The 23918-nt window shown below is 33.5% G+C and carries 22 protein-coding genes, 1 tRNA gene and 1 riboswitch; of the genes, 12 read left to right on the forward strand and 11 right to left on the reverse strand.

Going from position 1 to position 23918, the window contains the following annotated elements:
- The first annotated feature begins 125 nt into the window (after window positions 1–125).
- Both FD688_RS05390 and FD688_RS05395 read left to right on the forward strand, forming a co-directional pair.
- Window positions 126–1373, forward strand: coding sequence for a glycosyltransferase family 2 protein (locus FD688_RS05390; RefSeq protein ID WP_190242919.1), 1248 nt, complete (start codon window positions 126–128; stop codon window positions 1371–1373).
- Window positions 1352–2545 (forward strand): collagen binding domain-containing protein, encoded by a 1194-nt coding sequence (locus FD688_RS05395; RefSeq protein ID WP_138742117.1) that lies wholly within the window; start codon window positions 1352–1354, stop codon window positions 2543–2545. The genes FD688_RS05390 and FD688_RS05395 overlap by 22 nt, the downstream gene beginning before the upstream one ends.
- Before the next feature lie 1181 nt (window positions 2546–3726).
- On the opposite strand, the gene FD688_RS05400 is transcribed toward FD688_RS05395, so the two are convergent.
- From FD688_RS05400 to yycF, 8 genes are all read right to left on the reverse strand, one after another.
- On the reverse strand, window positions 3727–4518 hold the full coding sequence (locus tag FD688_RS05400; protein WP_053794931.1) for a sulfite exporter TauE/SafE family protein: 792 nt from the start codon (window positions 4516–4518) through the stop codon (window positions 3727–3729).
- 160 nt (window positions 4519–4678) lie between these two features.
- Window positions 4679–5491 carry a sulfite exporter TauE/SafE family protein gene (locus FD688_RS05405; RefSeq protein WP_053794932.1) on the reverse strand — a complete coding sequence of 271 codons (813 nt, stop codon included), beginning with the start codon at window positions 5489–5491 and terminating at the stop codon, window positions 4679–4681.
- A 188-nt stretch (window positions 5492–5679) separates the two neighbouring features.
- Complete coding sequence (locus tag FD688_RS05410) at window positions 5680–6894, reverse strand: S1C family serine protease (protein ID WP_054449508.1); 1215 nt, start codon at window positions 6892–6894, stop codon at window positions 5680–5682.
- 58 nt (window positions 6895–6952) lie between these two features.
- Window positions 6953–7765 carry an MBL fold metallo-hydrolase gene (locus tag FD688_RS05415; protein WP_138742119.1) on the reverse strand — a complete coding sequence of 271 codons (813 nt, stop codon included), beginning with the start codon at window positions 7763–7765 and terminating at the stop codon, window positions 6953–6955.
- A gap of 21 nt (window positions 7766–7786) precedes the next feature.
- Complete coding sequence (locus FD688_RS05420) at window positions 7787–8608, reverse strand: two-component system regulatory protein YycI (protein ID WP_138742120.1); 822 nt, start codon at window positions 8606–8608, stop codon at window positions 7787–7789.
- Between the two features lie 17 nt (window positions 8609–8625).
- Window positions 8626–9924: a YycH family regulatory protein gene (locus tag FD688_RS05425; RefSeq protein ID WP_190242920.1), complete on the reverse strand. Its 1299-nt coding sequence runs from the start codon at window positions 9922–9924 to the stop codon at window positions 8626–8628.
- The gene (gene walK / locus FD688_RS05430) at window positions 9914–11770 is read right to left on the reverse strand and encodes a cell wall metabolism sensor histidine kinase WalK (protein WP_138742122.1); all 1857 of its coding nucleotides are present in this window, start codon (window positions 11768–11770) and stop codon (window positions 9914–9916) included. The genes FD688_RS05425 and walK overlap by 11 nt, the downstream gene beginning before the upstream one ends.
- A gap of 26 nt (window positions 11771–11796) precedes the next feature.
- Window positions 11797–12507, reverse strand: coding sequence for a response regulator YycF (gene yycF / locus FD688_RS05435; RefSeq protein ID WP_190242930.1), 711 nt, complete (start codon window positions 12505–12507; stop codon window positions 11797–11799).
- Between the two features lie 356 nt (window positions 12508–12863).
- On the opposite strand from yycF, the gene FD688_RS05440 reads away from it, so the two are divergent.
- Window positions 12864–12936, forward strand: a tRNA-Lys gene (locus FD688_RS05440).
- Window positions 12937–13237: 301 nt separating this feature from the next.
- On the opposite strand, the gene FD688_RS05445 is transcribed toward FD688_RS05440, so the two are convergent.
- A complete protein-coding gene (locus tag FD688_RS05445; protein ID WP_138742124.1) occupies window positions 13238–13810 on the reverse strand; it encodes a zinc-ribbon domain-containing protein in 573 nt (190 codons plus the stop codon).
- 548 nt (window positions 13811–14358) lie between these two features.
- Between FD688_RS05445 and FD688_RS05450 the strand changes: the two genes are divergently transcribed.
- The 6 genes from FD688_RS05450 to FD688_RS05475 all read left to right on the forward strand — a co-directional run bounded on the left by FD688_RS05450 (window position 14359) and on the right by FD688_RS05475 (window position 19751).
- Window positions 14359–15396 (forward strand): uroporphyrinogen decarboxylase family protein, encoded by a 1038-nt coding sequence (locus tag FD688_RS05450; protein WP_190242921.1) that lies wholly within the window; start codon window positions 14359–14361, stop codon window positions 15394–15396.
- Window positions 15397–15398: 2 nt separating this feature from the next.
- Window positions 15399–16139: an amino acid ABC transporter ATP-binding protein gene (locus FD688_RS05455; protein WP_190242931.1), complete on the forward strand. Its 741-nt coding sequence runs from the start codon at window positions 15399–15401 to the stop codon at window positions 16137–16139.
- Between the two features lie 20 nt (window positions 16140–16159).
- Complete coding sequence (locus FD688_RS05460; RefSeq protein ID WP_138742127.1) at window positions 16160–16825, forward strand: amino acid ABC transporter permease; 666 nt, start codon at window positions 16160–16162, stop codon at window positions 16823–16825.
- 12 nt (window positions 16826–16837) lie between these two features.
- Window positions 16838–17530: an amino acid ABC transporter permease gene (locus tag FD688_RS05465; RefSeq protein ID WP_138742128.1), complete on the forward strand. Its 693-nt coding sequence runs from the start codon at window positions 16838–16840 to the stop codon at window positions 17528–17530.
- A 17-nt stretch (window positions 17531–17547) separates the two neighbouring features.
- Entirely contained in the window at window positions 17548–18411 is an 864-nt protein-coding gene (locus tag FD688_RS05470) for a transporter substrate-binding domain-containing protein (RefSeq protein WP_138742129.1), read from the forward strand.
- 248 nt (window positions 18412–18659) lie between these two features.
- Entirely contained in the window at window positions 18660–19751 is a 1092-nt protein-coding gene (locus FD688_RS05475; protein ID WP_190242922.1) for a cation:proton antiporter, read from the forward strand.
- Window positions 19752–19780: 29 nt separating this feature from the next.
- On the opposite strand, the gene thiW is transcribed toward FD688_RS05475, so the two are convergent.
- A complete protein-coding gene (gene thiW / locus FD688_RS05480) occupies window positions 19781–20290 on the reverse strand; it encodes an energy coupling factor transporter S component ThiW (RefSeq protein ID WP_138742131.1) in 510 nt (169 codons plus the stop codon).
- Between the two features lie 93 nt (window positions 20291–20383).
- Window positions 20384–20475: riboswitch (TPP riboswitch) on the reverse strand.
- A gap of 165 nt (window positions 20476–20640) precedes the next feature.
- Here thiW and FD688_RS05485 point away from each other — a divergent pair.
- The 3 genes from FD688_RS05485 (at window position 20641) to FD688_RS05495 (ending at window position 22331) form a co-directional block, all read left to right on the forward strand.
- Window positions 20641–21024: a MarR family winged helix-turn-helix transcriptional regulator gene (locus tag FD688_RS05485; RefSeq protein ID WP_225426111.1), complete on the forward strand. Its 384-nt coding sequence runs from the start codon at window positions 20641–20643 to the stop codon at window positions 21022–21024.
- Entirely contained in the window at window positions 21011–21436 is a 426-nt protein-coding gene (locus FD688_RS05490; protein WP_138742133.1) for a GNAT family N-acetyltransferase, read from the forward strand. The genes FD688_RS05485 and FD688_RS05490 overlap by 14 nt, the downstream gene beginning before the upstream one ends.
- Before the next feature lie 121 nt (window positions 21437–21557).
- On the forward strand, window positions 21558–22331 hold the full coding sequence (locus FD688_RS05495; RefSeq protein ID WP_138742134.1) for an acetoin reductase: 774 nt from the start codon (window positions 21558–21560) through the stop codon (window positions 22329–22331).
- 46 nt (window positions 22332–22377) lie between these two features.
- Here FD688_RS05495 and FD688_RS07375 read toward each other — a convergent pair whose 3' ends face one another.
- Window positions 22378–23178, reverse strand: a complete 801-nt coding sequence (locus FD688_RS07375; protein WP_190242923.1) for a hypothetical protein — start codon at window positions 23176–23178, stop codon at window positions 22378–22380.
- Between the last annotated feature and the right edge of the window lie 740 nt (window positions 23179–23918).

Below are 23918 nucleotides of genomic sequence, written 5' to 3' on the forward strand. Positions count from 1 at the left end.
AAGTGCTCAATCCTAGTGGAGACACGGTGTCATCGTGAACTACCTATGCATTTAGGCTAGACAAGACATTTATAAACTTCTGAATATAATGAAGTTATCTTGTCCCTAAAATGGAGGTAGATAAAGTGAAAATTCTATTTGTAATATCCGTGATTTTTTATATTTTGTATATATTACAAGTACTATTTCTATTGGTTAATCATTCAAAACATTATAAACGCGAGAAAAGAAAAATTAATATTGTATCTAGATACTGTTTGTGGATTGTAATTCCAGCATTGAACGAAGAATCTGTAATTGGTGATACCGTTGTTTCACTAAGAAACGAGATTGATAAGCTCAATCCAAACATCACCGGTCATATTTTAGTAGTCGATGATCAATCCAATGACGACACTTTTGCAATTGTTCAATCAAAAAAAGAAATTGTGATTCAAACCACGTCTGACATTGCCCATACAGGTAAAGGTTCAGTATTAAATTTCGCAACAAACTTCGTTGAACAACATAAAAGTGAGGCTGCTGAGAATATTATCTTAATCATTGATGCAGATGGTCGAATTAGTTCCGTCGACATCGAAACCGCTATTTTTGACTTTCAAGAAAATCCTGGTCTCGGAATGGTTCAATCAGCCGTGAAAATGATTAACATTAACAATGCTCTAGAAATTGCTCAAGATGTTGAGTTTTGCGGAATGAACCGTAAAGCACAAATCACCCGTGACAATTTAGGCGATGGAATTGCCTCGGGGAATGGTCAATTTGTGAGTCTTGACATGGCCAAGAATGTGGGCTGGGGTAATGCCCTCTTAGAAGATATGGAGTTTACCCTTAGAGGGTGGATTAAAGGGTACACTAGTATCTTTAATGATCATGTTATCGTCAGACAACAAGCAGTGAGTAGTATGTATAAGTATATAAGGCAAAGAATTCGTTGGTGTACAGGCGGTCTGCAATGCTTTAAATACTTAGGAGATCTTTATAGAAGCAAGTATATTCAAATTGGATTAAAAATCGATTTAACAATCGATATGGTAATACCGTTTTTATATATATTTGTTAATATCATTAATATTTATGTGCTTTATCGACAAATATATACACTCTTTACTTACCATTCCGTAGATTATACGCTGATGTCTCTTTTATTTATCTGGATAGTAATAACTTTTCTGGCTACTATTTCGTATCAAAGGTACATTAATTGGTATTTTAAAAATCGTGAAAATCCTAAAATGCATCTATCGATATGGAGAGCCTTCATCAATACTTTATATTATTTTGTGGTTAACGTTATCACCTTCTTCATTCCAATTGTGAGTCTTTATAAAATCATGGTTGGTGAACTCAAATGGGACAAGACAGAACATTGAACGGAGTGATGAGGATTATGGTAAAGAAAGTAATTAGCCTACTTGTCTTTGCTTGTTTGGGATTGTTCTTTTTTAATGTATCAGCTCATGCCGATGACATTACAAATCAAATCAATTCCTCATATCAAGTTTCAGACAGCCAAGGTAAAGATGTAACTAGTCAAAATAATTTGGATTATTATACACAATATAAGTTGAAATACCATTGGAACATGGGAGATAACGTTGGTGTTAAGGAAAACGACAGTATTCAATTAAGCATCCCTCAAAACGTTAGAGTTGATGGAGCTAACAGTTTCCCAGCTTACAATACCGACAACGTTGCTGTAGGAACTGTTAACGTCAACAGCTCTACCGCAACTCTTACTTTCAACAGTAGCTTGATGGATAAGAAGATTAACCGCCAAGGTGACATCAACTTGAACGTATCTGGTAAAAACATCGATCATACAAGCAAAAATTGGTTTGTTAATAAAACTGGTTGGTTTAAAAAAGATGATCATAAACAAGTAACTTGGAATGTTGCTATGAATCCTGAACATAAGGATCTTAAAGATGTTAAATTGACTGATTCACTAGGAAATAACCAAAAATACGTTGCGGGTAGCGTCAAGGCAACTTCTGGTTACTGGGACGAAAACAACAACTTCATCCCTGATAATAAGGCAGTTCCTGCTATCACTGTAAATCAAGTAAACAACAACCTAGAATTTAGCTTTGCTGGTGCATTCAACAACGGTATCAACCTAACTTATGATACTGATGCTAATGGAAATCCTGATGGTGATGTTTACAAAAACACTGTTGCTGTTTCAGGTCAAGGAACTGAAAACAATGCTAATTCTTCAGTAACTGCTGCTGTTTCATTTGGTGGTAATGCAGACGTTAAATATGACAATGCAAAACCAAACGATAATAACAACAACAATGACAATAACCAACAACCAAATAACGACAATAACAACAACAACCAACAACCAAATAACAACTGCAGACCTCACAAATGGGGATGTGGATGGATTTGGAGTTGGAATTGGTGCCATCCTGTTTATTCAAACAGAAGTTATGGATTATTCAATTGTATCGACAAATGGGTTACTGGTATTTACAACTGGTTCGTCCCAAGTACTTGCCGTTTCTTTGGTGCTAATGGATTCTTTTCACACTGGTAAAGAATAAATAAAAAAGCTTATCCCGTTAAGGATAAGCTTTTTTTAGTGCAATATAATAATGATCTGAATAATAATCATAATCGAGAATGCTTTTATTATAAGGAATGAAAAGTATTACGATTTTGGGATAAATCTGCGTGACGGAGATGCATCACCGATTGCTTAAATTCTCGAAATAACTACCAATTGCTTTTTGACCATTACATCTTAATAAAAGAATTGCCACTTAAATACATCTTTAAATGCAGCATCTAAATACTAGAGAAGGTTCAACAACTTTTAAAAATGAAATTCATACGAAACTGTCATTATTAAAGCTTACGTGTACGTTATGAAACATAACTTAATAAATGATTGGGGGAATTTACTATCATGTGTGTCTACCATCACACAAAACAGTACATAATCATATGAATCAAAAATAATAAATAATAGCTAAACACTATGTGTCCTAATGGATCCACCTCAACCAATAAAAGGAGCAATGCTAATAGATAAAAGCATCACAATAATCCTACCAAATCATTGTTGCTAGATATCCATCGCAAAGTTATTGATGAGAAATAGTCTCTCAAGTTAGACTATTTATTCCAATTAAGAAGTAATCAACGAAAAGTGCATTATTTAGATTGCTTAAATTGTTTTAGGTTCATGTATTTTACATACAACCCATAACAATATGCATTTTCGATATAAACAACATACTGATTCATCATTCAACTACCATTCGTCCACCGAATTTTTTCATCGCGCGTTCTAGAAAAAATAAGAATGGTAATTAAATCAATATATTAAATATAGAGATTATAAAGATGTAAACTCCACAAAAATGATCATCTGTGTGCATCACTTGAGGAACAATTTTGTATTGTAGCACCACTTTTACATAATTTGTAGTTATAATTCAGTTAAGTTTTAATTAATAATTACAGGACTGAAACATTGCAACATCACCTTTTATCATTTAACTCTTAATTTTAATTTTCAGTCTTGTACGGCATAATCACAAAAAACGTAATGGATAAACTTAGTATTAACTAATAGCAAGAAGATTGAATCGTGCATAAAGTAATTTTCTTTTTTTACTTATAAATATAAATAGTCTTTAATTATCAATTTTAACTTTTCTAAAATTACTCACATTTTAGGCACAAAAAAAGAGCGAACTTTTTTCGCTCTTTTTATAGGAAGTGGATATGATAAGCTGAAACAAATTGAGTATAAGCTAAAATCAAAGCCAAAATTCCAGTCGCAATCTTAATGAATTTAACTGGTAGCACACGCACAATCTTAGGTCCAATATATCCACCAATGAAAAAGCCAATTCCCAGCGGTAAAACCAAGATCCAAACAACATGGGAAAAAAGTGAATAGTAGACAGTAGCAACAATATTTGCAGCTCCCATCGCAACATTTCTAATTGCGTTGCTTACAGTGTATTCGTTATATGTAGTTCTAGTTAGTAGGACTAATAATAAAATTCCTGATGCAGCGCCAAAATATCCACTGTATGCACCAATTAAATATGTAAGGACAATGATGGCGATATTCTTTAACCAAGTCCATGGAGTATCTTTTTTGGCTGCAGGATTAAAGTTCATCGCACCCTCAGTATTTTCATTAATTTCTTTCTTGTCAGGAAGCAAAATCATTAAACCACCAAAGGCAATAAAAAATGGCACAATATGAGTAAAACTAGATGATGGTAACGCAGTTAGCAAAATAGCTCCTGTAATTCCACCAAAGAAGATGATAACCATAATCTTAAATAGTTCCTTCCAGTGACCTCTAAGCTCACGGGTGGAAGAGATACATGATCCGACGGCATTAAACATTAGTGATGCCTTGTTAACCACATTTGCAGAAACGGCTGGTAGGCCAGCAAAGTATAGCAATGCAGGATAGGATACTAGTGATGATAACCCAGTGACCGTTCCCAAGATTCCTGCCAAGATACCCACAGGAATAAACAATAAAATAATCCAAATACTTACACCTAAAATAGTAATGACTTCTCATCTCTTTTTCTTCTAAAATAAAATCATAATTTCATATTAACATTTTTCGAATAAAAGAAAAGGATAAAAAAAGCACCTACCGTTATAAATAACAATAGGTGCAAAAATTTCATCTTTAGAAGAAGTAGAATAAGTGAATACCGTAAGCTGACACGAATTGAGTGTAAGCTAGGTATAGCGCTAAAATACCAGTAACGATCTTGATTAACTTAACTGGTAATACACGAACCATCTTAGGTCCAACGTAACCACCAATTAAGAAACCAATACCTAGAGGAATAGCTAGTGCCCAGTAAATGTGGGTGCTACCGTGTTGACCATACTTGAATGAGTATAGAATAGTACCGATAACGTTAGCTGAACCCATGGCCACGTTTCTGATTGCGTTGTAAACAGGGAATGGATCTTTACTTGTTCTTGATAGAACAGCTAATAGGATAACACCAGCAGCAGCACCGAAGTAACTACCGTAGATACCAATAGCAAAGAATAGAACAATCATACCGAAGTCTACAAGCATTTTCTTTGAGCCAATAGTTGGTTCTTCTACTACTTTAGCAGTAGGTGCCTTAGTAGTGTCCTTACTTGGTAATAAGATACCAATACCAGCAGCAGCAATAAATACAGGTACTGCATATTCAAAGTCCTTTGATGGTAAGAATGTTAATAGAATAACACCAACGATACCACCAAAGAAGATGATAGTCATAACTTTAAATAGTTCCTTCCAGTGTCCATCTAATTCGCGCTTGGATGAAATACCAGAACTTACTACGTTAAATAGTAAAGCGGAAGTATTAGTAATATTTGCTGAAATAGGGTTTAAAGCACCCCAATATAATAACGCTGGGTATGAGGCAAGTGAAGCTAGTCCAGTTACTGTACTTAAGATACCGGCAACGATACCAACTGGGATGAATAATAGCAATGTCCATACACTAAAACCAAAAATAGTGATAATGAAAAACTCCTTTATATATATCAATTTAAAATCCGATATATAAATTTATACATCTTATTTAAATTAAATACAACCCCTTAAAAACGCTAAAACGCTGACAATGTCCAGCATGTCAGCGTTTTCATAACTTTAAATTTTTTTCAATTTATTGCATGTTATTGATTGATTTTCAATTGAGAAGTACTTTCCGTCAACTTAATGCTTCCGGTCTTTAGTTTTCCGTCTCGATAGTACTTAACGCTTACTGTTGATCCAAGCTTTTGACTGTATAGAATATTCTTAACTTCGTCTTGGCTAGAAATCTTCTTACCAGCAAGTTCAACAATCACGTCATATTTCTTCAATCCAGCATTTTCAGCAGGACTATTCTTGGTAACTGTGTAAACCACAACCCCATTTTCAACGGATGATGGTAATTTTAGAATTGATTTTTGTTGGCTAACGGCAATGTTTGTTAAATCCACATATTGAATTCCAAGAGCCGGACGTTCAATCTTTCCGTTCTTCACCAGTTGGTTAATAATATTAACCACTTCGTTACTTGGAATAGCAAAACCAATTCCTTCAACACTAGTACCTTCACTATCAGAAGCTAACTTCATTGAGTTAATACCAATAACTTGTCCAGCTAAATTAATCAATGGACCACCCGAGTTCCCTGGGTTGATAGCTGTATCAGTTTGAATTACTGTGGCGGTGTTTCCAGTAGCTTGGCCATTTGACCCAGTCAAAGGAACTTCACGTTTCTTAGCTGAAATGATTCCTTGCGTTAATGATGATGCATATGCAGAACCTAATGGTGAACCAATTGCTAGAGAAGTTTCACCCACCTTAATGTTGTCGGAATTACCAAATGAAGCAACTGATTTAATCATGCTTCCGTTAATCTTTAACACAGCTAAGTCGGTCACACTATCGGTACCAACCACCTTAGCCTCTAATTGTTTTCCATTGCTTAACAGCACTTGAATTGCTGAGGCTCCGGAAACAACGTGGTTATTAGTTACGATATAAGCAGCGTTACCGCTCTTCTTGTAAATCACACCAGAACCTTCACTGTTCGCCTCTAGTTTGCTAGAACTCTTTCCTAGCATCGAATCAAATGAGCTTGAACTAGTTGATTTTAAGTTAATTACAGAAACAACTGAATTTTTCACAGCTTGATATGCCTTTTCTGATTGTGATTGCACGTTAACTTTTAAATTAGATGTTGAAGCTGTTCCACCGGCGTTAGAACCAGTTGGTACGGCAACATCGACGCCAGTGCTTTGTAACAAGCTCGCACCACCATAGGCGATTCCACCACCCAATAGTCCAGCCACTAAAGCAATTAATCCTGTTTTTAAAACAAATCGGTCACTTTTTTTCATAAGGTTTTCCCCCTATCAATTTTATTAATCTTATTATATTAAATAATCTTAAATCAAACTAAAGTGTAAATAATTTAGATGCCTTTTCAACGTCGGTATCTAATAAATCAAAATCGGTGCCTACCCCAAAATCGTTTTCTTCTAACATTGATGCTACCGTTAGATGAGCTAACTCCTTCACGTTATTGTGATGGCTTCTATGCCCAATAAATATGCGTTTAGTATCATATCCGATACATTCCATCAATGAGTTAGCACCATCTTCGTTAGATAAATGGCCCTCGTCACTCATAATACGCTGCTTCAATGACCATGGGTATTCCCCACTTCTAAGCATTTCAACGTCATGGTTACATTCTAAAACATATGCATTGGCATTATTGATAACACCGAAGATGTGATCTGAGATATATCCAGTATCTGTTAGAACAACGAAACTTTTATTGTGATGATGAAAATCGTAGAATTGCGCTTGCGCAGCATCATGAGAAACCGCAAAACTTTCGATATCGATATCACCAAAGTTCATTACCATATTTGGTGGGAAGATATTCTTTTGTTCGTTTGGAATCTCTCCAATGGTTTCATGCATTGCATCCCATGTTGGTTGGTTCGCGTAGACGTTAATTTGTGGGTAACGTCTAGCCAAAACACCGACCGCCTTACTATGGTCAGTATGTTCATGGGAAACCAACAACATGTCGACATCCTTCATTGAACGATTGATTGATTTCATCAATTTTTCAATTCTGACACCGCTCAAACCAGCGTCTAATAGTATTTTATGTTGATTAGTTTCAATGTAGGTTACATTTCCCCCACTTCCACTAGATAAAACACTAACTTTCATATCGTCTGTCTCGTTGTTCATTTTAATCCTCTTTCTAAAATTCTAATTAGTAGTCGATTGAGTAGCACTACTGCTATCCAAGATAGCACCATTAAAGGCATTGATTCTCTTAACTACTACTGAAGAGGAATCTGAAGTGGTATATCCAATTACCCAGGTCGGAATTAAAACAATATTGTTCTTAATTGATAGTAGTTGGGTGTAGTACAAACGAACCCATTTAATTTTTGAATTATCTGGAATTTCGTTGTATTGGTATAACCAGACTAAAGCCTTTGCTGGTGAAATGATATCAGTTTTTTCACGCAAAATACTAACATCATTCATATAACTCTGTGTATATCCTTCTAATAGATGATCATTACTAATGTTGAAGGTAACCTGACCATGTTTTGTACCATATAATAATCCGTCAGATGTTTTTTGTGAATACACAACACTGTTCTTGGTAGATAAGTCAGAATTGTATTCATATTCCGTGCCATGTGAAATGAAGCTGGACTTCTTCATCAACTTATCTAAAATGTCACTATAATCACCAGAATATAGACCGATTGGTCGTTTGAACGTACTTCTTAAAAAGTGATTTTCATAACTTACTTTTTGATTTGATAACTTATTTACATCATTATTTAAAGTGTCATCATTAACTGCGGATAGATAGTATCCGGTTTGACCACTTGTAGATAGTTTAGGTGCTACAGTGATTTGATCATTTTGCATTTGCTTAATGATTTCGGTATCACTACCTTGATTACTGTTTTCAGTTTGAAGATGTGAATTTTCTCTAAAAAGTGAGAATAAGAAGACATCAATCATTACAAAGATAATCAAGAAAATGATTTGTATCTTTTTAAAGTCCATGTAGCTTTCCTCCTATCTTATTGTGGTCCCTTTGATAACATTTGGGTGTAGTTCATGTACTTACCGTTATATTTAACGAACCAAGTTGGTTGTAAGGTAATTAGAATGTTTGATGATTTTGTATTACTCCATTGGTAAGCTAATTCAATGTCTGTAATCTTATTGGAACTGTATCCATGATTACGTAAACTGTTCAATAGTTCGTCGGTAGTAATTAGTTTAGTATCCTTACGTCCGGTTGGTACCGGAATTTGAAGGGTATTCAATGAGAAGTTGTACTTCAAGGAAGTATTGTCAACTAATCTCATTTCGATTGCTCCGTAATTAGTTTGGTCAAAGATTGGGAAACCTTCAACGTAGTTTCTATAGACAACTTTAGAATTCTTAGAATCGTAATTGAAGAAACGAATGTTGGCCAATGTATCACTAACTAATAGCTGAGAAATATTTTGGTAAGAATCAGTCAAGAACTGAGTCATATTGGTAGAAATATTGCCTGGATGACTATCATAGTAGTTGACCTCACCATCATTTGAAAACGACAATTGACGGGAATTTTCGTCATTGTATACAGTTGAGTTGCGATGACGTTTTACACTGATATCTTGTGAATCAGATAGCAGTCTCGTCACGTAGTAATTTTGTGAAGTTCGATTAATTAAGTATCCATATTGAGGCATTGTAAATGACTTATAAAAATCAATAAATGGAGTATGATTAATCATCTTCATCTTAACGGGAATTGATCTTACGTTATCCTCAATAACCTTTTTAATTCCGCTCACATTAGTGTCTGAAACGTGAACCTTGTAGACCTTGTAGTTGTGATCAGAGAATAAATAAATATCATTACTATCATCAAACGGAATTACGATTCGATTAATTGAAACGTTAGGTAATGATTTGAAATTCTTACTAATATATTGGCTAACAATTTTTAGGTTCAAATCATCCGGATAGTTTAGCATCACAGAATCATCCGTATTTAGATACTTAAGGTAGTTTTTTTCATTACTATTTAATTCCGTAAATTTAGGATCTTTGTAGTTATTCATTTGTTGGCCAATTTCAGTGGTTAAGTTAACTGATTGGTTGGTTAGAACGTATTGCTTACCAGAATCTTTGGTTCTAATCACCTGAGTTGGTGAGTAAATTGTCGACATTGGTTTAGCATCAATCTGACTACTTTGAGTAGAAACCTTTTGACTTGAACGATCGTAGTGAGCTGGATTAATCAAAATGGAGGCAGAAAGGGCAAAACTGACTACAACTGCAATCGTTAATAATGCTGGTAGTATAAAATATTTAATCTTCATCCCATAAGTCCTCCTCGATTGGTTCATATGGTAGTGAGATATAGAAAGTAGAACCTCTATTTTCGGTACTTTCTACCCAAATCTTACCGCCAAGTGCTTCAACCACTTCTTTGGAAATTGCTAATCCAAGACCAGTTCCACCTTGCGCTCTGGAACGAGCTTTATCAACACGGTAGAAACGATCAAAAATATGTGGAATGGAACTTCTAGGAATCCCCAGTCCTTGGTCTCTAACGCTTAAGATAACGTTGTGCTTGGTCTTGTATAGTGAACAAGTAATTACTCCCCCATCAGGAGAATATTTGATGGCGTTGTTCATTAAATTATCGATTACTTGAGTAAATCTGTCGGTGTCGACTTCTACCCATAGGTCTTGTTTAGTAAAATGACGTTCAATGCGGTAATGTTTATTTGGCTTTTCGCTATTGTTGTCATCTGACTTAATAATCATGTCGAAACGATTCAAAATATAGTTGAATAATTCGGTGATGTTAACTAATTCCTTATCAATCTTCTGTGTTCCTGAGTCCATTCTAGATAAGGTTAATAGGTCATTAATCATTCTAATCATACGGTCTGTTTCTTCTTGCGTAACCTTTAAAAAGTTTGGTGCAATCTCTGGGTCCTTCCAGGCACCATCTTGTAAAGCTTCAATGTATGAGTGAACACTGGTTAGCGGTGTTCTTAATTCGTGAGAAACGTTTGAAACGAATTCCTTACGGTCATTATCAATCTTTTGTTGTTCGGTGACATCATGTAGCACACAGACTAGTCCAGATACAAAACCAGAGTCTCTTTGAATTAATGAGAAGTGTGCGTGTAAGATTAAATCATGATCTTTATCAGAACGATCAATGATTGTTTCATCAGGGTTTTCGATTAAGTCACGTAGACTATATTCTTTTCTAATATCCAAAATGTCTAGAATTGAATTACCTAACGCATCTTGTTCAGTCGTTTCTAGGAAACTTGCCGCTTCATCATTCATGATGATGACATATCCACGACGGTCGGTCGCAATAACCCCATCAGTCATGTTGGTTAGAACGGAATCCAGTCTTTGACGTTCTGATTCAGTTGATTCTTGGGATTCCTCAACCTTAACTGAAAGGTTGTTAACAGCATTGGCAAGTTGTCCTAATTCATCACGTCCATAAACGTGAACTTGACCAGAGTAATCCCCACGAGCAATTTGGAGAGTTTGTTTCTTCATTTCATCGATTGGTTTGGTAATCGCCTTTGAAATAACAATAGAAATTAATAAACCAGATAAAATAGCCACAACAGCGGCAACAACGTAAATAACCGTGATTTGGTTAATTTCGTTATAAACGGTATTTAAATTAGCGTGCACATAAACAACACCGACTAATTCGTTATTACTACTCTTGATTAGCGGTGTGATAATAGTATAATAACGCGAACTATCGCCCGGGTTACTAGTAATTGAACTAGATGAACGACGGTTAATAATCGCGTTTTTAATATCTGTTCTAAAGTTTTTTTGGCCGACTGAGCTTTGATCACCAACTTCATTAGTACCACGAATAGTGTTCTTAGCGTCTACAACCTTAATTTCGGTGTAGTTGTTACTATCAATGTTAGATAATAATGACTTAATTTTTACGTTGGCATTGGCAATATTAGAGCTAGAAAGCTCATTCGTTAAGGTTGTGTTCACGTAAGTAGGAACCTGAACTTGTTTTTTAAATGAAGCCATATTCTTGTTTTCCAATTGGTTAACAAAAACGGCCCCAACAATTTCTAGGGTCACCAATAAGATTAGCGCAAGCACAAGCGCAATTTTAAAATGAATTGATTGAAAATACTTAATCTTACTATTCACCGCAAACTACTCCTTAGTTCTGTCGATTATTCTTGTTCTGAGTTGCGTAGGTAGTACCCTACCCCACGTCTTGTGATTAGCCAGATTGGGTGACTTGGGTTGTCTTCAACCTTTTCTCTTAGACGACGAACAGTAACGTCAACTGTACGAACATCACCAAAGTAGTCGTAACCCCAAACCGTTTGTAGCAAATGTTCTCTAGTCATTACTTGACCAATATGTTGAGCTAAGTAATGTAGCAATTCGAATTCACGGTGAGTTAATTCGATATTTTCACCACGTTTTGTAACGGTGTAAGCTTCTGGATGAATTACTAAGTCACCAATCCTGATGTCCTTGTTTTCATTATCAGAAACTTGTCCATTGTCGTTGCTTGATTGACGACGCAAATTAGCCTTAACACGAGCAACTAATTCTCGGTTTGAGAATGGCTTAGTAACATAGTCATCAGCACCCAATTCAAGTCCTAAGACCTTATCCAGTTCAGAATCTTTAGCTGTTACCATGATAATTGGCATATCGCGAGTCTTTCTGACTTCTCTAGCCACTTCTAGTCCATCAACCTTAGGCAACATTAAATCTAGGATAATCAAATCTGGGGATTCTTCTTCAACTTTTTGAAGTGCTTCTTCCCCGTCATATGCGACTACAACGTCGTATCCTTCTTTTTCTAAATTAAATTTTTCAATATCTGTGATCGGTTTTTCATCATCTACTACTAAAATTTTTGCCATAATATTCTATCTCCTTAACAGGAATTGATTTGTTTTTGTTTATTTTAACGTTAACGAAAAGCTATCACTTCAAGGATATTTATACTTTTATCTATTTTTAAACCGTTAACTTACTACATTATAACACGCTTGGACTTTTGTTTTCTAAACGTAATGTTCTTGCAATGAAGATTTAAAATATGACTTTTTCCAAAAATAGGGGTTGTCAAAATAATAATTATCATGCTATTATAAATATCGTTGATTTGAGGCAAGGAATTGATTAACATCTTGTTAATTAATTAAAAAAAAGTGTTGCAATCCTTACTCCAACGTGGTATTATAGTTTTTGTTGGTTGATAGCCGACAGATAATATTTTGGGCAGTTAGCTCAGCTGGCAGAGCAACGGACTCTTAATCCGTGGGTCCAGGGTTCGATCCCCTGACTGCCCATAACTGATAAATCTGATGTGATGGTTTAATAACCTATTACATCAGATTTTTTTGTTTTCAAAAATTTTTCTGCAATATTCACCCCATTCACTAATCAGTAACAAAATACCGCATGGTTTATCCAGTATTAGACTTGATAACTTAAGTTAAATTGAAAGAATCGCTATTTTAACTTTATTTATGCTACTTTGGTTAGCTGCATATAAATTAATTAATAAATTGAGCAAAGACAAAAAATAATACTTACAATATAAAAAAAGCAGGACTTCGCTTTGATAGCGAGGATCCTGCTTTTTTGTTTTTACTTATATAGTTCAATAAAATCATCCAATTTTTTCATGTTTCGTCCTTGAAAGTCAGAAACTAACATGACTGTACTTAGATAATACTTATTATTCCGACCATCAGTTTTAAAACTGAAGACCTTTCTAAGGAACCCACCTCGATAACCTATATCAGATATAGACTCTTTTGGAACAAAAATATTTTTTCCGGTAAATCTTGAAAGATTATTAATTCCAATGAATAAAATACCATCTTTTTCAAAAGATAAAACAAACCATTTTTGTGTTAATGCTGCAAATGCTGTAGAAATCATCATTCTCCCCATATTTGCAGTTTGAGCAACAACAACATTATCGGCAGTGGGTTCTATTCCCATGGCTCGCTTATATGCAATAACACGATCAGATTTAATATCATTTCCATACCCAATTTTAGCAGGTACAGGTGCATTAACATTAATACTATGTACTTTTTCATTATCAACAGATGAAAAACCACTGCTTTCAGTTAAACTGTTACCACAATTTGGGCAAAATTTGGTAACTGAGACTAGCTTATCTCCGCAATTTGGACAAAATTTCATTGCCATTTAAATAACATCTCCTCAGATTAAAGTTTGACAAATTGTCTTTTAACATTTCACCAAACATTAAAATCATATCACAACATAATAAATTATATTTATATTTTTAAAAATAGATAGTTGTTCATTTTATATCAACAATGTTAATTCATCATATTTTCTAATATTTAACTCATTTATAAATGATCAAAAGCTAAGTGATTTAGTCATTTCATTCGTATTACCTACGTTTATAGTAAATGTAACTTTTATATTAAAATTAGAAAAAAATGAGAACAATGGTTGTATTACAAAAAATAAGTGATATACTTTGGTCAATAATAAAAAAGAAAAGGGGTACCATTTTTATGTTTAACAATTCAGCAATGATGTGTATGTGTATGAACAAGTTAGCACTGAGTGGTAACTCTTTTTTCATACACTTAATTTGTTGAATTGATAAAACCTTAACTTGGGCTTTAAAATATTCGAATTAAATGTAAGGGACTACCTTCAGTGTAATGCTGATAGGTGGTCCCTTTTTTATTATTAAAAAATTTATAGGGGTGGTTAGTATGAGTAACATTCGTGATGATTTAATCAGAGCATTTAACAATGAAGAAGAAAGTATAGTTCCGCTTTCTGTTTGGCATCACTTCACGCCAAACGAACATGTCCAAGCAGATAATGATCAATATTTTGTCAATGCAGATATTTCCAATGAATCAAAATTTGTCGAAAGTGTAGATTCAGATTTTGTAAAGTTAATGAATGACGGATTTTTTACATACAATTTAAACAATGTTGAAAATCCTAATGAAATAAGTTCACTGAATAAAATAACTGAAATTAATAACGATAATATCTGGTTAACTAATCAAAAGAAAATTTTAGAAGAACAAATTAAATCAATTGATTCAAACAAATTTAAATTTAGTAATGTATTCTCCGCCATTACAATATTTAAATGGATTTTAATCGCCGATCAACCAGATATCGACGTTGAGATATCTAATAAAAAATTTGCTGATTTATACGAAAAAGATCCCCAAGTTGTAATTCATGCGCTGGAGGTTATCAACAAAGACATTAAGAAACAAATCAAGTTAGGACACGATGCTGGAGTTGATGGAATTTTCTTCAGTACTCAGGAAATTCAAGACCCAAGAATTGATAAATCATTCTTCGATGAAGTTCAAAAACGTTTGGACGGTGAATTAATTGATTACATTAATCAAAACTTTGACATTGGTATTTTACATATCTGTGGATTCGCTGGTGCACAAAACCATCTAAAATGGTTTGTTGACTATGATTTACCGGTATTTAACTGGGCAACTAAATTCGATGGATACTCACTTAGTGAAGGAAAAAAACTATTTAAAAATAAAGTCGTTTTAGGTGGATTAGGTAACACTGATGAAGATGTACTAGTAAAAGGCAGTAAAGAAGACATCCAAAACGAAATCGATAAATTATTAGATGAAACGGGAACAGCCGGAGTAATTATTGGGGCAGATTGTACAGTTCCTAGAGATACTCCTGATAATCACATTAGATGGGCATCTCAAGCAGCACATACCTATAATCAAAGGAAAGGACATTCAAAATGACATTGTTAAAAATTAACCATCTGAAAAAAAGTTTTAATAAAAAAACAATTTTAAAAGACGTAAATTTGGAAGTAGATCAGGGTGATGTAATTGCAATAATCGGTCCAAGTGGTTCAGGAAAAACAACATTTTTAAAAAATATTAATCTACTAGAACATCCTGATAGTGGTTCATTATCAATTGAAACCAAAAAAATAGAATTAGAAAATGTCAGCACACAAGATGAATTATGGCTACGTCGACATATTGCGATGGTTTTCCAAAATTACGCATTATTTAAAAATAAAAACGCATTCGAAAACATTACAACCGGATTAATTTACGGAAAACATCTTGATAAAAAAACAGCACAAAAAATTGCCGAAGAAGAACTAAAGCAAGTAAATATGCTAGATAAAAAAGACTTTTATCCATCTCAACTATCAGGTGGTCAGCAACAAAGAATCGGAATTGCTAGAGCCACTGCTCTTAAACCATCTGTAATTCTATTCGATGAACCCACTTCAGCACTTGATCCAGAATTAGTCGGAACCGTAGTGGACGACATTGATCAATTAGCTAGAAATGGACAAACCATGATTGTAGTTACCCATTTAATCTCATTTGCCAAAAGAATTGCTAATAAAGTTATTTTCTTTGAAAACGGTGAAATACTAGCAGCTGGGACGCCTGAAGAAATCATTGATCATCCCAAAAATGATCGAATTAAAACATTCCTAGCAGCTGTATCTAGAGATAAGTAATGAAAGAAGGTGACTAATACATGAGCTTGTCAGAAATTATAAAAAATCTATTATCTGGACTACCCAACACTCTTTTTATTCTAATTACATCATTTATTATCTCGAGTGTAATCGGATTATTGGTAATGTGGGTATCGCTACAAAATGATAAATTTTCCAGAGTAATTTCTAAAATTTATACTGGTCTATCAAGAGGAACGCCCCCCTTACTAGTATTACTATTAGCGTATTATGAATTCCCTCGGCTATTATCATTCGTAGGAATTGATGCTAATGATTGGAGTAAAAATTTCTTTGCGATATTTGGTCTAGCAATTGGATTCGGTGGATATATGGGTGAATTATTTAGATCAGCATATAACGACATAGACAGTGCCCAATTTGACGCGGCATACTCAGTGGGTATGAATAAAAAAGATGTTCTAAAAGTTATCATTATTCCTCAAATGTTTACCCTAGCACTCCCCAATATTCAAACGATGTTCTTGAGCTTTTTAAAAGCCACTTCTTTGGTATACGTCATTGGAATTGCTGATATGTATAGAGATGCCACGACACTAGCTAATGCTAGTCAAGGAGTATTCCAGCTAAAAATTTTCATCGTACTAGGAATAATATACTGGATAATTACACTAATATTTGAGTTTCTATTCGGTCTATATATCAAAAAACATAACTACAGTTAGGAGGTGAAACAAATGAATTGGAATTTTATGTTTCAATCAATGCCAAAATTACTTTCTGTTTTACCAGTTACTATTTTTCTATCATTTATTGGCATCATCTTTGGTTTAATCCTTGCGGTTCCTATTTCAATTATTAGAGAAAAACGAATACCGATTTTATCACAATTATTTGATATTTATATATCACTGTTCCGTGGAATACCTATAATTGTACAAATTTACATAGTATATTATGGGCTACCCAGACTATTATTTCTGCTTAATCAGAATCATCCAGGGGCAAAAGGCTTCACTATGCCGAGCATGATTATTGGAATTGTCGCATTTGCCTTAAACTCATCGGCCAATGTATCAGAAGCAATTAGATCAGCATATCATGGTGTGGATAAATCACAATATGATGCTGCATTATCAGTCGGATTAACTAAAGCTTCTGCTTTTCAAAAAATAATTATTCCACAATTAATTCCCAATTTCATTCCAAACTTTACAAACATCTTATTGGATTTAATCAAAGATACTGCTTTGGTATATAACATTGGAATTGTTGAAATTATGGGACAGGCCAATATTTTAGCTTCATTTAGTTTTAACTATTTAGAGGCATATCTAGATGCCCTAATCATCTACTTAGTAGTATGTTTCGTATTTGCAAATCTACTTTCATTGTTAGAGAACAAAATTAAAAAACATGTATTTGCATGAAGAATGGAGAGATTAATATGTCAAAAAAAGGTTATATTTATACAGGAATTATCGCAATTATTGTCGTCGTTATTGGTGCAGCACACTTCTTATCTAATAATTCACAGAAAGCTTCAAAAAATCACGTTCAGGTAATTAACGTTGCTGGTGTTGCTGATAATCATCCATACACTTATGCCGATGGTAATAAGATCGGTGGATATGATGGTGAATTACTACGTAAGTTAGACGCTGATTTACCTCAATATAAATTTAAATATTCAACAACCTCACAAAACTCATTATTCGTTGGTTTATCAAGCGGTAAATATGATATTGCATCATCTGGTTTTTGGTATTCATCAAAACGTGCCCAACAATACCTATTTTCCAATCCAACAGCAATTGCTGATTTACGTCTAGTGTACCGTTCAAATGAAAAGAAAATTAACAGCTTTACAGATATTGCAAAAAGAAATCTTAAGTTAGCTCCTATTTCAAGTGATGATGCTAGATACAACTTTATTGAACAATACAACAAAGATAATCCAAAAAACAAAGTTAACCTATCTGCCATCGGTGACATCAGTTCAGGTGATGCTTTGAAACAACTTCAAGAAAAGCAATTCGATGCTGTCTTCTATCCATACCAAGCATTCATTGGAGTTCAAAAAGCTGGTGGAGCCAAGGGGTTAAGCGTATCACCATCGATTGGTGTTAAAAACGACTACATCGTTGCAAGTAAGAATGACAAAAACAAACAATTGTTAGATGCTATTAACAAGGACTTAAAGAAGTTAAAAGAAGATGGCTATTTGGATAAACTTTCAAAGAAATGGTTGGGTGAAGATACATTCAAACTTCCACATGCTGAAGAAAACTTCAAAAACAATAAAGGATAACCACAAAAAAACTTCCAGATTGATTTCTGGAAGTTTTTTTATCATAATTGTAAAAATCATTGTTGCAACAGCATTATAATGAATAATTTAATTAAAAATATCTACGTTTCTTTCATATTTATAAGCGTATTTTTAATGACATTTACACTATTAGGATCAACCACTATAATCATTTTAAATAGTCTTGAAAGGAAGATTTAGTGAATTATTTCTTATCAATTCCCATCATTTTGTTGTCCGCATTAATTATGGGAACAATTTTTACAAAAATAAATCTGCCATCAGTAGTTGGACAGTTAGTAGCTGGAATAATAATTGGACCAGCAATTTTAAATATCGTTAAAACTACAAGTTTAATTTCATCGTTAGCTGAATTAGGCGTAATTTTATTAATGTTTATTGCTGGGTTAGAAAGTGATTTAAATCTACTCAAAAAATACTTGAAACCAAGTATAGTGGTAGCAATATTAGGAATCATCTTTCCGGTTATTGGTATTTTTTATACTAGTAAATTGTTTCACCTATCAAATGTAGAAAGTCTCTTCATCGGTGTCATCTTTTCAGCAACATCCGTTTCTATTTCGGTTGCCGTACTAAAGTCAATGAAAGCCTTGAACACAAAAGCTGGTGTGACAATCCTAGGTGCTGCAGTTGCGGATGATATTCTTTCAATCTTATTGCTAAGTATTGTTATTACGTTTACGGGTATTGATTCGTCACAAGGCAGTTCTAACATTATCATTTTGATATTAATGCAAATTGGATTCTTTATTTTGATTTGGTTTTTATTCATCTTAGTCAAAAAATTCAGAATTACACTCATTCCTACATTGGCACCAATACTCGGATTAATTCTTTGTTTATTATTATCCTCTCTAGCTGAACACGTTCAAATCAGTGCCATTACCGGTGCATTCTTCTCCGGAATATTGGTAGGACAAACTAAATACAAAGAATCAATTAACCACGAAATGAATCAATTTGGTAATTTGTTATTCATTCCTGTTTTCTTTGTTAACGTTGGACTTAACATGAATATAAAAGGAATTATAGACAATATATCATTATTCCTATCATTATCCATTATTGCGGTAATTACTAAGTTTTTAGGAGCATATTTAGGATCACGTTTCTTTAAATTCAGTCGTTTATCAGCAACTGAAATTGGTGTTGGAATGATTAGTCGTGGCGAAGTTGGTTTAATTATTGCTGAGATTGGTTTAAAAAACAATATAATTTCAGATAATTACTACTCGACAATAATCGCTATAATCATATTCACTACTATTTTAACGCCAATACTATTGAAACCAATCGTACTCAAAATCAAAAATATATAAAAAGACACCCAATGGGTGTCTTTTTTTGTTTACTTAAAAAATAACTTTTGAATGTCTTTAAACTGACGAGTTTTGGAAAGTCTCAACAAGATAATGTATGCAATGATGGATCCTGAAATTGCACCACCAAAGAATTTAGGAGTGAACACGAACCAGAATAGTTGGTTAGAACTTCCGGTGTACCAAACCATCACAGGATATGAAGCAAGTGATCCTAATACCCCGGTTCCAACGATTTCACCAATGACCGCCATCCAGTTTTTACGGTAGATAAGATATAGTAATCCGGCCAAAAATGCCCCGAAAACTGCTCCAGTTAATGCTAGTGGTGGAATCCCTAACAGTAACATTCTAAGACAAGCACAGACGATAGCCATAACTAGCGCATACCATGGTCCCATCAAAACTGCAGCAGTAACATTTAATACCGATGACATAGGTGCCATTCCTTCAATTCTAAAAATTGGTGATAAAACAAAATCTAGTGCAATCATAATTGCTAAAATTGTTACTTTCTTGATGCTAACTTTTGAATCCATTAATAAAGCCCCTCTCAAATATGTATACTTCATCAATGGATGCACCCATACAGTACTTTATTAAAAAAGTCCCTATCTTTGATAGATAGGGACAGTCCAAGTGCGTTATCTTCCCTAGCGCCAGCATTATCTGGATCAGGTTCTTGGGTATAATCTCAGCCTTTTAGGGCACCCCATTAATGTTTGTATGTTTAAAATAATACATTAGTTCTATGCAATAGTCAAAATTAATTAGTGGACAAAAGCCACTACTTTGATATAATCCTTTAAAAGGAAGTGATTATATCAACAATAAACAAATCGAAACTATCAGACACTTTAACCGTAAATATACACAACAATTAGGAATATTGCAGAAAAACGTCTTTAATAGCGAAATAAGTTGGGCTGAAGCTCGAATTCTAATGGATGTTGGGTACATGAAAAATCCTACACCAATGAAAATTGCAATCAACTTAGACCTTGATAAAAGCTACGTCAGTCGTGTCATCAACAAGTTAAATAATTTAAAATACATTGAAAAGAAAGATACAAAAAAAGATAAAAGAACAAAATTAATATATTTAACAAATACTGGAAAGCAAGTTGTTGAACAACTAAATATTAATTCCGATAAACAAATTCAATTAATCATAGATAATCTCAGCAATGAAGAACAAGAGTCCTTTTATCAATCAATTAATACATTGAATCAGCTACTAGAAAAAGGTGGTATCAATCATGTGGAAAACTAAACAATTTTCAGAATTAACTTTAGAAGAACTTTTTGAAATTTATCGTGTCAGATCAGAGGTATTCGTCGAGGAACAACATATCGTCTATGCTGATCCAGATGAGAACGATAAAAAAGCACTTCATATTTTCGAAACAGATGGCAGGAATATCACTGCTTACGCTAGAATTTTTAAAGATCATGATCACATTACTTTTGGTAGAGTTTTAACGACTAAAAAAGTTCGTGGAACAGGAAAAGGAAAAGAACTACTAGAAAAAATTTTAAATGTAATAAATCAATATTTCCCTAATACCAGAATCGAAATCGATGCTCAAGCATACGCAGTTGGTTACTACGAAAAAAGTGGGTTCAAAGTTACCAGTGAACCATTTATAGAAGCCGGTATTAATCATATTAAAATGGAATATTAAATGTAAATTTATAAAAATGTTTATTATTGCATAAGTTTTGTTAACAAATATTGTTTTAACTATTAAAATAATTTTATAATAATCTCGAAGTTATTTTATTACATGCTTGGAGGTTCTGATTATGGTTAAAAAAGTTGCTTTAATTACAGGTGCTGGTCAAGGTATTGGAAAAGGAATCGCTTTACAACTAAGTAATGACGGATTTCTAGTAGCATTAGCTGGTCGTCACTTAGATAAAGTTAATGAAGTTGTCACAGAAATTAATAATAAAGGTGGCCAAGCAATTGGAATTCAATGTGACGTCGGCAAAAAAGAGGATGTAGAAAAAATTATTCAATCGACTGTTTTAGAGTTCGGTCAACTTGATGTTTATATTAATAATGCCGGAATCGCTATCGTGGATCCAGTAGAAAAAATCTCAGAAAAAGATGCAAGTAATCTATTAGAAATTAATGTTTTAGGTTCTTTATACGGAATTCAAGCCGCTGCAAAACAATTTAAAAAGCAAGGAACACCAGGTAAAATCATTAACGCTTCTTCAATTGCAGGCTACGAGGGTTTTCCAATGCTAAGTGTATATTCAGCAACTAAATTTGCTATAAGAGGATTAACGCAAGCTGCTGCAAAAGAATTAGCAAAAGATAAAATCACAGTAAATTCATACTGTCCAGGTATAGTTTTAACGCCAATGTGGGACGAAATTGATGATAAAATGACTAAACTAGACGGTCGTGAAAAAGGTTCAGCTCTAAATGATGCGATTAAAAGTATTGCGTTAGGACGTGGTGAACAGCCCGAAGATGTTGCTAACCTTGTTTCGTTTTTATCTAGTGAAAAATCAAATTACATTACCGGTCAATCCATTATTGTCGATGGTGGAATCCAATTTTCTTAAAAAACAAAATAAAAAAGCCTACCGAAACGGTGGGCTTTTTTAGATGTTAAAGGTTAAGATTAACAGCGATTGTATCATCAGTAACCTCAGGTGTGTAGTTAAACGTAAACGAACTAAAGTCCGCAGGAGTTGAATCATCATTTCCAACGAATGTTAGGTCGATTACTTGTTGACTGTTTGCTGGAACATTCATCGCATATCCACTATCAGTATTCCATGCTGGGTATAGCTTCTTATCAACATTGTTTGACGCAATATAATTATTATTATCAGCAGCAAAGAAGTAATCATGAGAATAACTATCAGGATTTTGAACCAAGAAAGTAAGTGTCATTGCCGTATGGTACTGACTATTTGTTAAATTATAGTAGGTAATACCTTTTAGTATTAGCTTATTTGGTGCTTGATTATCAGTACTGTCATCTTTAACAAGTTGATTATTGTACGATTTGTACTGCTTATTAGTGTATTCCACCTTAATTGGATCACTATTATTTGTATTGATAGTGATTGTTGGATTACTGTAAGTAATTGGAGTAGGTCCCGCAGGAGTCTTAGCTACATGTTTTACCACTTTTTTCTTAGCTACATGTTTCTTAGTAGCTTTCTTCTTTTTCTTAGCTACCTTTTTCTTTGAATGCTTCTTAGTAGCCTTCTTCTTGCTCTTCTTTGTTGTCTTCTTGTGCTTCTTTGAAGATTTCTTTGCTTTCTTGTGCTTCTTTTCATTCTTATGATGAGTAGCAGCATTCGCTTCAACTGAAGTAAATGAACTAATCGAAGTTGATGCACTCGCAGCAAAAAGTGTTAATACTGCCAAAATGGCAAAAAAAGACTTTTTGATTTTCATATCAAAATCCCCCCGAAATATATATGTAATAATATTAAAAATTCATTTAACTTTTTTTCATATTATTATAATATTTATATAAAGTCTATTACATAATAACAAACTTCTAATAATATAAAGTTAATATATACGCCGTTCAATCCATATTTTATAAGGATGTTGGCGATTTTCAATCCATATACGTATGAATTTTTATCATCTTTTTTATATTTAGTATACAAAATGTCAATATTAAGCAAAGCTAACTATTTAAATTTTTATGGAGTAATTGCATAAATTCGATTGTGATTTTAATAACTTGTTATGAATCTGTAATTTTTTTATTTTCACTATCTGTTCAATAATTTATCAATATCGCCTAAAAAACATTTATTAGTGAACACGTTGTTTATTTCTAATTTTTTCACTAAATTTAAATCAATTAAAACCCCTGATACAATAAGTTAAAAATTAGTAAGGGGGGCTTTAATAATCGTCCATTTAAAATGCCCAATATGTGGAAATTTATTTTTCAATCAGTTGAAATGCAAATACTGCAGAATGATCGAAAATCAATTAAAAGTAGATTTAAAAAAATCATGCATACGATTAACGAATTCTTTTGATAAGAGAATAAAGCACATGACTTTTTTCGGTGATGATAAAATTCTGCCTTTATATGCATTAATTTTTGCGATACTAACAGCCTTGGTCATTGATTTAGTTATAGTGTTAATTTCATATTTCCCATAAAAAAAGTC

Origin of the sequence: Apilactobacillus kunkeei, assembly GCF_005930975.1 — a bacterium.
Lineage (GTDB): Bacteria > Bacillota > Bacilli > Lactobacillales > Lactobacillaceae > Apilactobacillus > Apilactobacillus kunkeei_E.

Coding starts and splice junctions, on each gene's coding strand:
- FD688_RS05470 (WP_138742129.1), top strand. CDS start 17,548: ATGTCAAAAAAAGGTTATATTTATACAGGAATTATCGCAATTATTGTC.
- FD688_RS05415 (WP_138742119.1), bottom strand. CDS start 7,765: ATGAACAACGAGACAGACGATATGAAAGTTAGTGTTTTATCTAGTGGA.
- FD688_RS05450 (WP_190242921.1), top strand. CDS start 14,359: ATGAGTAACATTCGTGATGATTTAATCAGAGCATTTAACAATGAAGAA.
- FD688_RS05490 (WP_138742133.1), top strand. CDS start 21,011: ATGTGGAAAACTAAACAATTTTCAGAATTAACTTTAGAAGAACTTTTT.
- FD688_RS05495 (WP_138742134.1), top strand. CDS start 21,558: ATGGTTAAAAAAGTTGCTTTAATTACAGGTGCTGGTCAAGGTATTGGA.
- FD688_RS05445 (WP_138742124.1), bottom strand. CDS start 13,810: ATGGCAATGAAATTTTGTCCAAATTGCGGAGATAAGCTAGTCTCAGTT.
- FD688_RS05460 (WP_138742127.1), top strand. CDS start 16,160: ATGAGCTTGTCAGAAATTATAAAAAATCTATTATCTGGACTACCCAAC.
- FD688_RS05420 (WP_138742120.1), bottom strand. CDS start 8,608: ATGGACTTTAAAAAGATACAAATCATTTTCTTGATTATCTTTGTAATG.
- FD688_RS05410 (WP_054449508.1), bottom strand. CDS start 6,894: ATGAAAAAAAGTGACCGATTTGTTTTAAAAACAGGATTAATTGCTTTA.
- FD688_RS05395 (WP_138742117.1), top strand. CDS start 1,352: ATGGGACAAGACAGAACATTGAACGGAGTGATGAGGATTATGGTAAAG.
- FD688_RS05425 (WP_190242920.1), bottom strand. CDS start 9,924: ATGAAGATTAAATATTTTATACTACCAGCATTATTAACGATTGCAGTT.
- thiW (WP_138742131.1), bottom strand. CDS start 20,290: ATGGATTCAAAAGTTAGCATCAAGAAAGTAACAATTTTAGCAATTATG.
- FD688_RS07375 (WP_190242923.1), bottom strand. CDS start 23,178: ATGAAAATCAAAAAGTCTTTTTTTGCCATTTTGGCAGTATTAACACTT.
- FD688_RS05465 (WP_138742128.1), top strand. CDS start 16,838: ATGAATTGGAATTTTATGTTTCAATCAATGCCAAAATTACTTTCTGTT.
- FD688_RS05475 (WP_190242922.1), top strand. CDS start 18,660: ATGGGAACAATTTTTACAAAAATAAATCTGCCATCAGTAGTTGGACAG.